Annotated in this window: 8 protein-coding genes and 1 pseudogene; 5 read left to right on the top strand and 4 right to left on the bottom strand. The window is 48.1% G+C overall.

The features are described 5' to 3' along the window. The 4 genes from Q4Q57_RS21745 to prmA form a co-directional block, all read right to left on the bottom strand. The coding region (locus tag Q4Q57_RS21745; protein WP_311892000.1) for a DUF6387 family protein at positions 1-806 on the bottom strand (806 nt) is incomplete at its 3' end. A 116-nt stretch (positions 807-922) separates the two neighbouring features. Beyond that, complete coding sequence (gene fis, locus Q4Q57_RS21740; protein WP_006083371.1) at positions 923-1228, bottom strand: DNA-binding transcriptional regulator Fis; 306 nt, start codon at positions 1226-1228, stop codon at positions 923-925. A 16-nt stretch (positions 1229-1244) separates the two neighbouring features. Further along, on the bottom strand, positions 1245-2213 hold the full coding sequence (gene dusB / locus Q4Q57_RS21735; protein ID WP_006083370.1) for a tRNA dihydrouridine synthase DusB: 969 nt from the start codon (positions 2211-2213) through the stop codon (positions 1245-1247). Between the two features lie 174 nt (positions 2214-2387). Continuing rightward, complete coding sequence (prmA, locus tag Q4Q57_RS21730; protein WP_311891999.1) at positions 2388-3269, bottom strand: 50S ribosomal protein L11 methyltransferase; 882 nt, start codon at positions 3267-3269, stop codon at positions 2388-2390. Between the two features lie 384 nt (positions 3270-3653). Here prmA and Q4Q57_RS21725 point away from each other — a divergent pair, with 384 nt between their 5' ends. The 5 genes and pseudogenes from Q4Q57_RS21725 to tnpA all read left to right on the top strand — a co-directional run bounded on the left by Q4Q57_RS21725 (position 3654) and on the right by tnpA (position 8660). Next, on the top strand, positions 3654-4376 hold the full coding sequence (locus Q4Q57_RS21725) for a fumarate reductase cytochrome b subunit (RefSeq protein WP_311891998.1): 723 nt from the start codon (positions 3654-3656) through the stop codon (positions 4374-4376). Positions 4377-4548: 172 nt separating this feature from the next. Further along, positions 4549-5220, top strand: a complete 672-nt coding sequence (locus tag Q4Q57_RS21720) for a fumarate reductase cytochrome b subunit (RefSeq protein WP_115333742.1) — start codon at positions 4549-4551, stop codon at positions 5218-5220. A 109-nt stretch (positions 5221-5329) separates the two neighbouring features. Further along, positions 5330-7336, top strand: a complete 2007-nt coding sequence (locus Q4Q57_RS21715; RefSeq protein WP_311891997.1) for a fumarate reductase flavoprotein subunit — start codon at positions 5330-5332, stop codon at positions 7334-7336. Further along, positions 7336-8067, top strand: a complete 732-nt coding sequence (locus tag Q4Q57_RS21710) for a fumarate reductase iron-sulfur subunit (protein ID WP_311891996.1) — start codon at positions 7336-7338, stop codon at positions 8065-8067. The genes Q4Q57_RS21715 and Q4Q57_RS21710 overlap by 1 nt, the downstream gene beginning before the upstream one ends. 163 nt (positions 8068-8230) lie before the next feature. Further along, positions 8231-8660 (top strand): annotated as a pseudogene (gene tnpA, locus Q4Q57_RS21705) (IS200/IS605 family transposase). Positions 8661-8704 lie beyond the last annotated feature (44 nt).

Genomic DNA, 8704 nt, shown 5'->3' with positions numbered 1-8704 from the left:
GTGCCTAACGCCCAAGTATTGTGCCTGATATTGGCAAGCAGTTGCGTTAGATGAGATTCGTTGCCGAGAATCTTGCGATAAAACGGTGCATAGGTTTTTTTATATAGCTCGATTCGAAGCTCTTGTTTAGATTCTTCTCCAAGCAGTAATTCACTTAGTACATTTTGTGTAAATTCCAGCTTTTGCCAATTATCTTCATAAAAAGGGACATGGTTATAGCAATACATCATGAGATCAAGGTAGGGGATCAACTTATAAGTCAGCAGCTTTTTGAAGGTTTTCTCATTTGCTTGAAAATTATCAGGCGCTTTGGATTCGGGGATTGATAGGGTTTTACGCAACTGATTAATCAGGAACTCACAGTCACCCAATATCGCTTTATTGGGTTTAGTTAAGTCTATGCCTACCACAGTTAAGTCTCGATTCTGCCCCAGCAAAGGCATTAATAGTTGCGGCTCTAAGTCTAAGTAGTGATCACCACTGCGGAGTTTAATCTCTTCAGTTATCCCGAGAAGATCAATATGGTTCAATGCGATGACTGTCGGAAAGTCTGGCGGCGTAATCGGATTTGAATTGATGATGACATAGCCCTTCTGGATCAGTTGCCACCGTTTACTGTCAGTCAGCTTTCTACCATTAGGTAAAGTCGGTGAGTTGTGAAGGGTCAACCTGAACTCTAGCTCATTAAGAAATTGTGCAGCGGTGAGATCTGCAAGGCAATCATAGTTCTTAATTGAAAACCATTTAGGCCATTTCGGATGGTCTGATGTTTTAATTCGTATTGAGATAGGTATAGGCGTTTTCATTGATAAAGGTTCGACTAGGAATTCTCTCGGGGTACATATGGGGGTACATATAATGTGAAAAGGGGCTAACCCTTACAGGTTAACCCCTTTCCTAACAATCACTTAATCCTTGCGGATTAATTCATGCCGTATTTTTTCAATTTTTTACGCAGAGTACCACGGTTGATACCTAGCATGTTTGCTGCGCGGGTTTGGTTGCCACGAGTGTGTTGCATGATGATGTCAAGCAGAGGCGCTTCAACTTCGCTTAGCACCATTTCATAAACTTCTTGTGCTTCCTGACCGTCCAACTGTGCGAAGAAGTTAGTTACGGCACGCTTTACTGCGTCACGTAATAACTGGGGCTTGATAGTGCCGTTTGCGGTTTCGATTTTGCCAACGGTAAGCTGGTGAACTTCTGTGTTAGTTGTCTGATCAAACATTCTATTCTGCTCTTTATTAATTCTGTACTAATTCATCAAAATAACATTCCACGAGGGAATACTGTTCTGCAGCGGTTTCCAGCCGATTAAAGTCAGCCCTAAATTGGCGCTGAGCTTCTTGGTCTAGGTACCATCCCATATGTTTTCTGGCGAAGCGGATACCCTTGTATTCACCATACAAATCATACAGTTTGGTGAGGTGTTCCAGCATCACTTGACGCTGTTCGGCAACCTCAATGGGCGCTAGCTTATTACCCGTTTCCAAGTAGTGCTGGATTTCTCTGAAAATCCAAGGCCGTCCTTGAGCACCCCGTCCTATCATCAAGGCATCGGCACCGGTGTATTCCAGCACAAAGCGGGCTTTCTCCGGACTGTCGATATCCCCATTCGCGACGACAGGAATCGAGACATTCTGCTTGATTGCTTTGATCGTGTCGTACTCAGCGTCGCCTCTGTACATACATTGTCTCGTGCGACCGTGAACGGCGAGCGAGGCGATGCCACAATCTTGGGCAATCTGGGCGATTTGAACACCATTCTTGTGTTCTGGCTCCCAGCCGGTGCGAATCTTTAACGTGACGGGCACATTCACTGCGGCGACCACGGCTTGTAAAATTTCTTTTACCAGCGGCGGGTTTTGCATCAGCGCTGAGCCAGCCAGCTTTTTATTCACTTTTTTCGCGGGGCAACCCATATTGATATCAATGATGTGAGCGCCTTGTTCAACATTGAACAACGCGGCTTGCGCCATTAAATCAGGATCGGCTCCTGCAATTTGCACTGAGCGGATGCCTTCCTCGCCAGAATGCGTCATGCGCTGGCGGCTTTTATCTGTATCCCAAACTTCAGGATTGGATGAAAGCATCTCGGAAACCGCTAGGGCTGCGCCATAACGAAGACAAAGATTACGGAAAGCTTGATCGGTGACACCTGCCATTGGTGCCACGATCAGCTGATTGTTCAGTTGATAGGGTCCAATCTGCATTTTATGTTTCACCTTAGCTCTTCAAAGGGGCGCTATAGTAGCCCTTTTTGTTGGCCGTGAAAAGGTCAATAAATGACCTAGAGGTAATTTTTTTTCTTGACTTTTAATCGGCGAGAAGTCAGAGGCTAAATAGTTGGAAGCCAGCGGTGGCGCATGTTGCGCCACCCTTTAGCGCTATTTACGCTTGCCTGTCAAGCGGCTCCAATCTTCTTTGTGAGCCGCTGCGTCCATATCGAACCATTGGCTATAAAAGTCAGAGATTTCTTGGGCTTGTTCTTTGAGGAGACCGGAAAGGGCAAGTTTGCCACCGGTTTTTACGCGTTCTGCGATCAAAGGCGCTAATTCACGCAGTGGGCCGGCAAGAATGTTGGCGACCAGTACGTCGGCTTTGAGATTGGCGGGTTGATCTTCTGGTAAGTACAAGGCTAGCTTGTCGGCGACATCATTGCGCTCGGCATTAGCACGTGAAGCGTCGATGGCTTGATAGTCGATATCGATACCTGTGACGTTTTTCGCGCCCAGTTTCAGTGCGGCTACGGCTAAGATGCCAGAGCCACAGCCAAAGTCGATCACTTCCTCATTGCTTAAATCTAAGCTGTCTAACCATTCTAAACACAATGCAGTCGTAGGGTGAGTGCCTGTGCCGAAGGCAAGACCGGGATCGAGGATCACATTGACTGCGGTTGGATCGGGGATCTCGCGCCAGCTTGGGCAGATCCACAGACGCGTGCCGAATTGGATGGGGTGGAAGTTATCCATCCATTCGCGTACCCAGTCTTTATCTTCAATTTGTTCGACTTTATGGCTGAAGTTCTCACCGAGAAAAGGCAAGGTTTTCAGCATGGCGATGGTCGGTGTCAGATCGGTTTCTGCATCGAATAAGGCAACGACAACGGTATCGCGCCACAGTGGGGTTTCGCCCAGTTTAGGTTCAAAAATAGGGGTGTCTTTACCATCTTCAAAGGTGATAGAGACTGAGCCTTCTTCCATGAGCAAGTCGCTGATGGTTTCAGCGTCATCGCTATTGGTGTTGATTCGGAGTTGGATCCAAGGCATGGGGGCATCCTGTGGCTGAGTGTGCAAACGCTAAGGGTTCAAAATATCGCGCTATTGTAAACCATGGCTTAAGGTTCTGCGACTGACTATCGCGGTGTAGCGTTTTTGTCTGCGTAGACAAAGTGTTAGCGAACACGCATCGATTGGTGCTGGAAAGCGAATTGTCAGTTTTAATTTTTTGTATAACACCATGAAATATATTGGTTAATTGGTTTTACCTTTGTTTGGTTTGGTGCGTTTTTTGTGATCTTGTTCTAAGAGTTGCACTCAATCAGGTGAGTTGGCTCACGCTTTAAATCTGTGATGCTGAAGCCGGATCTGCGTTACTGCTATGGTGTAGTTTGCCAAGAGGTGCCAACGACAAACGACATAGGTGAATCCAAGATGACAAGCATAACTCGAGTTCACAATAGGGTGAGTACATCGCAAGGTCATCCTTGGTCAGCAAAGGCTGATAGGCTACAGAGTGCGACTGGGATTATGCTCGGCAGCTTTTTATTGCTGCATATGCATTTTGAGTCGAGCATTTTGCTGGGAAAAGAGGCCTTTTATCGTGTGGTGCAGTTGCTTGAAGGTGGCATGTTCAGCAGCACAGGACACGGTTTCCCCATAGTTACTAAAGTGTTTTCAGTGTTTATGCTATTGGTGGTGATAGTGCATGCGGCGGTAGCACTGCGGCGTTTTCCCGCGCAGCTCGGGCAATGGCGCGCCCTGCGCTTGCACATGGGTAGTATCAACCACAAGGACACCCATGCGTGGTTTTGGCAACTGATCACCGGCTTTATTTTATTTTTCCTCGTCCCAGTTCACCTCTTCACTATGATTTTGAATCCTGAAATTGGCCCGCATTTATCGGCTGAGCGGGTGTATCACGATAATGCTTGGTTGCTGTATGTGCTGTTGCTGCCTGCTGTGGTTGTGCACGCCATGATTGGCCTGTATCGCGTCGCGGTAAAGTGGGGCATAACCACTAAACGTTCAGGTCTACGAAAAGTCGCTAAGGTGTTGATTATCTATCTGCTATGTCTGGGGACTGCGAGCCTAGTGTCCTATCTGTTTATCGGTAGTGAGCTGGGTATTCCTGTGCAGCCCTTTGTGCCTGAGTAGGCTTTGAGCTGGCAGCAGGATTTTGTTTCACTGCTATTATTTAAGCATTAGGTTAATTATTCAGCACTCAATTGATCTGGCTCACGTTTTCATGTGGATATGTGAGCGATATTAATTTGCAGTAAGACTTAATGAGATTGGCTCGATACGGTCAACGGCGTGAGGCGAGAGGATGGCGATCAAACTAACTATTAAAAAATGGAGTGCTTGGCTGGATTTAAGTCAGAGCGTGTCTGGCGTCATCCTCGCGGTCTTTCTGTGGACCCACTTAGTCTTAGTGTCATCGATTTTACTGGGTAGCGATGCCATGAATTGGGTGGCGCGCACTATGGAGTTGAGTTTTCTCTCCGACGATGGCCACGGTTATCCCTGGGTGGTGACGGCTATTGCAATGGGCATTGCCGCTCTAGCGTTAGTGCATGTGTTAGTTGCGCTGCAAAAGTTACCTATGAGTTTGCGTCAGCAAAGGGCACTGAGGCAACAAATGCAGGTGATCAACCACAGTGATACGCGTCTGTGGCGCTGGCAAGCTATTACCGGTGTGGTGATTTTACTCTTGCTGCCTGTGCATCTGTGGCTCATAGGCTCAGCCCCCGAAACCATAGGTCCCCAAGGAAGCGCCGACCGTATTTGGAATCAAGGTGTGTGGATGGTTTACCTGCCGTTGCTGCTCACGGTGGAGTTACATGCGGCGATTGGTATTTACCGTGTGGCCTTGAAATGGGGCGCGGCGCGGGATCTCAATAGTCGCAACCGATTACGTAAGATCAAAACTATAGTAAGCGTGCTATTTGTCACCGTCGGCATAGCTTCGCTGCTGGCGTTTTTACCCCATGCGAGTTAACTCCGCCGGCAATTAATGAATAAGTAAATCAATGAATAAGCTTATTAATAAATAGAATGTTGAATACAGCAAACGGCACAAGCACAACAGACCCAATTAAGGAGCAGGCGTGAAACTGATTTATACCGATTCATTAGTGGTAGGCGCCGGACTCGCTGGCTTAAGGGTGGCGATTGCCTCCAAAGAGCGGGGGCTCGATACCTTAGTCCTCTCACTCATTCCTGCGAAACGCTCCCACTCAGCTGCCGCCCAAGGCGGTATGCAGGCGAGCTTAGGCAATGCCGTAAAAGGCATGGGCGATGATGAAGATGTGCATTTTCAAGATACGGTAAAAGGTTCCGACTGGGGCTGCGATCAAGATGTGGCGCGGATGTTTGCTCACTGTGCGCCTAAAGCTGTGCGTGAATTGGCGACGTGGGGCGTGCCTTGGTCGAGGGTGAGTGCAGGCCCAAGAGACGTGATTGTGAACGCGCAAAAAGTGACTTTGCATGAGGCGCAGGAAGCCCATGGACTGATTAACGCCCGTGACTTTGGCGGCACAAAAAAATGGCGCACTTGCTACACGGCCGATGGTACGGGCCATTCGCTGTTATACGCTATGGATAACAAAGCGATTTCTATGGATATTCCCGTCCATGAACGTATCGAAGCGCTGGCACTGATTCACGATGGTAAACGTTGCCATGGGGTGATCGCCCGCTGTTTGATAACCGGTGAACTCAGGGCCTATGTGGCTAAGTCCACCACTATTGCCACTGGCGGATATGGCCGCATTTATGAAGTGTCGACTAATGCGATTATCTGCGAAGGCATTGGTCAAGCACTCGCGTTGGAAACAGGCGTGGCAAGGCTTGGCAATATGGAAGCGGTACAATTCCATCCTACCGCCATTGTTCCCGTGGGCATTTTAACTACAGAAGGTTGCCGTGGTGATGGCGGCTTATTGCGTGATAAAGACGGTTATCGCTTTATGCCAGACTATGAGCCCGATAAAAAAGAGTTGGCATCGCGGGATGTGGTATCGCGCCGCATGACAGAACACATACGGAAAGGGAAGGGCGTTGATAGCCCCTATGGACCGCATCTGTGGCTGGATATCACTCTGTTAGGTCGCAAACATATCGAAACCAACCTGCGTGAAGTGCAGGAAATTTGTGAAAATTTCCTCGGTATCGATCCCGCAAAAGATTGGATCCCGGTGCGCCCAACCCAGCATTATTCCATGGGTGGCATTCGAACCAATGCCACGGGTGAAAGTCCACAGCTTAAAGGTTTGTTCAGTGTCGGTGAGGCGGCCTGTTGGGATATGCATGGCTTTAACCGTTTAGGCGGTAATTCGTTGGCCGAAACCGTGGTTGGCGGCATGATTATCGGTAAATATGTCGCCGATTTTTGTGAGAACAATAGCCTTGAGATTGACACTCAGCTTGCAGAACGCTTTATGCAGCAGGTGCTGAGTGAAATTGATCTGCTGATCGAAGGTGATGGCCACGAGAGCGCCTTTGCCCTCAAACGTGAAATGCAGCGCATCATGATGGATTATGTAGGGATTTTCCGTAATGGCCCCGAGCTTGATAAGGCTGTTGCCGAGCTTAAAGTGTTGCTGGAACGTTCGAGTAAACTCGGACTTAAGTGTAAAAAGCGTCACGCCAATCCTGAGCTGGTCGAAGCCCTGCGGGTCAAGCGTATGCTAAAAGTGGCGCTGACTGTGGCCTGCGGCGCAGCGGCACGAACAGAGAGCCGTGGTGCCCATGCTCGAGAAGATTATCCACAGCGAAATGATCGAGACTGGCTAAATCGCACCTTAGCCAGTTGGCCGGATCCCGATGCGCTCGAACCTGTGCTTAATTACGAAGCGCTCGATGTGATGAAGATGGAGCTCCCGCCGGGTTATCGTGGTTATGGCATCAACAACGCCATAGTGCATCCGGATACCGAAAAACGTGAGCAACAGATTGCCAATATTTTAGCCGAGCTAGGTGAGGATGCTGATCGTTATCAACGCCAGCGGGCGCTTATGCCCTTTGAATTGCCCGAGAGCTTACAACCCAATAATGAACGTTTGAGTGATACCTTAAAAAGCCCGTCCGCCAATGCGTTAGGAGAAAAATCATAATGAGCCAAGGTCGTCAGTTAACCTTTAATATCTTTCGTTATGATCCGCAGGAGCCAAACGATAAGCCGAAAATGGTGCGATATCAGCTTACCGAAACGCCGGGGATGACGGTCTTTATCGCCCTCAATAAACTCAGGGAAGAGCAAGATACTTCATTGCAGTTTGACTTTGTCTGCCGCGCCGGTATTTGCGGCAGTTGCGCTATGGTGATTAACGGTCTCCCGACGCTGGCCTGTCGCACTTTAACCGCTAAATATCCCAAGGGCGAAATCACGTTAATGCCGCTGCCTGGCTTTGAGTTGATTGGCGATCTCTCGGTCAATACCGGTAAATTTATGCGTGAACTCGCCGAACGCTTAAAGCTGTGGTTGCATCCAAAATCTAACGATATCAGCGTGCATTGCCTCGAAGATCCAATGGACCCAGACGAAGCTGCGCGCCTGTATGAGCTTGAGCGCTGCGTTGAGTGCGGCGTGTGTGTTTCAGCTTGCGCGACTAAGCAAATGCGTGAAACCTTTGTCGGCGCCGTCGGTATGATGAAAATTGCCCGTTTCGAGATGGATAGCCGTGATGCGCGCACAGCGGAGGATTTTTACCATGTGATTGGTAATCAGGATGGGGTGTTTGGTTGTATGACTTTACTCGGCTGCCAAGACAACTGTCCTAAGGATTTACCACACATGCAGCAAATCGCCTATTTACGCCGCAAGATGGCTATGACGCTGATTTGATAAGTGATCATTATGAAAAGCGCCAACGTGTTTGGCGCTTTTTTATTGTCATCCCAAAACCACCGCCTCTGGCGGTGGTGATTGTTCCTTGAGGCTATAGCCTGAATTACGCCCATGCTAAAAGAGACTTCTTATTCACCACAAGTAAGAGGAAACGAAAAGCATGGGCGATTATAGAAGTTCATCACATGTTTATTGGCGTTGCAAATATCATATTGTTTGGACTCCGAAGTACCGTTTTAAAAGGAAACCTTGGTAAGGAGTTATACAGGTCAATTTATATCCTTTGCAATATGAAGGGTTGTGAGGTTTTAGAATTAAACGTTCAGATAGACCACGTTCACTTGGTAGTCATAATCCCGCCGAAGCTTTCAGTATCAACGCTGATGGGAGTATTGAAAGGAAGAAGTGCGATAAGGCTATTCAATAAATTCCCTCATGTACGTAAAAAGCTATGGGGCAATAGCTTTTGGGCCAGAGGTTATTTTGTAGATACAGTAGGGGTTAATGAAGAAATCATTAGACGATATGTGCGCCATCAAGATAAACAAGATCAGGAACATGAGGCTCAATTGTCGTTGCAGATGATGTAGGTTCTTGGAATAGCCCCTTCCAGGGGCAAGTCAAAGCCGCCTTC

The organism is Shewanella sp. SP2S2-6, assembly GCF_031931965.1.
Taxonomy (GTDB): Bacteria; Pseudomonadota; Gammaproteobacteria; order Enterobacterales; family Shewanellaceae; genus Shewanella; species Shewanella baltica.
Note: the sequence above shows the minus strand (reverse complement) of the source record. Positions and strands in the feature narration are given on the sequence as shown.